The 598-nt window shown below is 53.2% G+C and carries 1 protein-coding gene; it reads right to left on the bottom strand.

The features are described from left to right. A partial coding sequence (locus tag H4J77_RS19610) for an IS3 family transposase (RefSeq protein WP_182250145.1) occupies window positions 1-598 on the bottom strand: 598 nt, incomplete at both ends.

Genomic DNA, 598 nt, shown 5'->3' with positions numbered 1-598 from the left:
CGAGCGTACTCAACTGGCGACAAGTAGTTTAGTGAGCTGTGCGGTCTAACATAGTTGTAATGTTGCCTCCAGGAGTCGATTTCTACTCGGGCCTCGTCCATCGTTCTGAACCAGGATCGATTCAGACATTCATTCCGGAATTTACCATTCAAGCTCTCCACGAACGCGTTCTGGGTAGGTTTGCCGGGCTGAATGAAGCCCAGAGTCACGCCGGTTGCTTTGCTCCAAAAAAACATCGCCTTACTGGTGAATTCTGTACCGTTATCACAGATGATTTTCCGCGGCTGGCTTCTGTGTTCGCAAAGCTGCGACAAGAAACGCGCCACTTGGCGCCCACTGATTGATACTGCTACCAGCTGCCCGACCATTTCGCGGGAGAAATCATCCACCACGTTCAGCACTCGGAAGCGGCGGCCATTAGCCAGCTGATCAGCGACAAAATCCATAGACCAACGCTCGTTGACGGCTCTAGGGACTTCAAGTGGTTGCCGGGGGCGCTGCAGCTTCTTACGTCGCCTGGTGCGTACCTGCAGTTTTTCCTCGGTATATATCCGGTACGTTCGCTTGCGGTTGATCACCAAGCCCTCGGTCTTCAACA

The organism is Pseudomonas sp. 5Ae-yellow (assembly GCF_014077575.1).
Taxonomy (GTDB): domain Bacteria; phylum Pseudomonadota; class Gammaproteobacteria; order Pseudomonadales; family Pseudomonadaceae; genus Halopseudomonas; species Halopseudomonas neustonica.
Note: the sequence above shows the minus strand (reverse complement) of the source record. Positions and strands in the feature narration are given on the sequence as shown.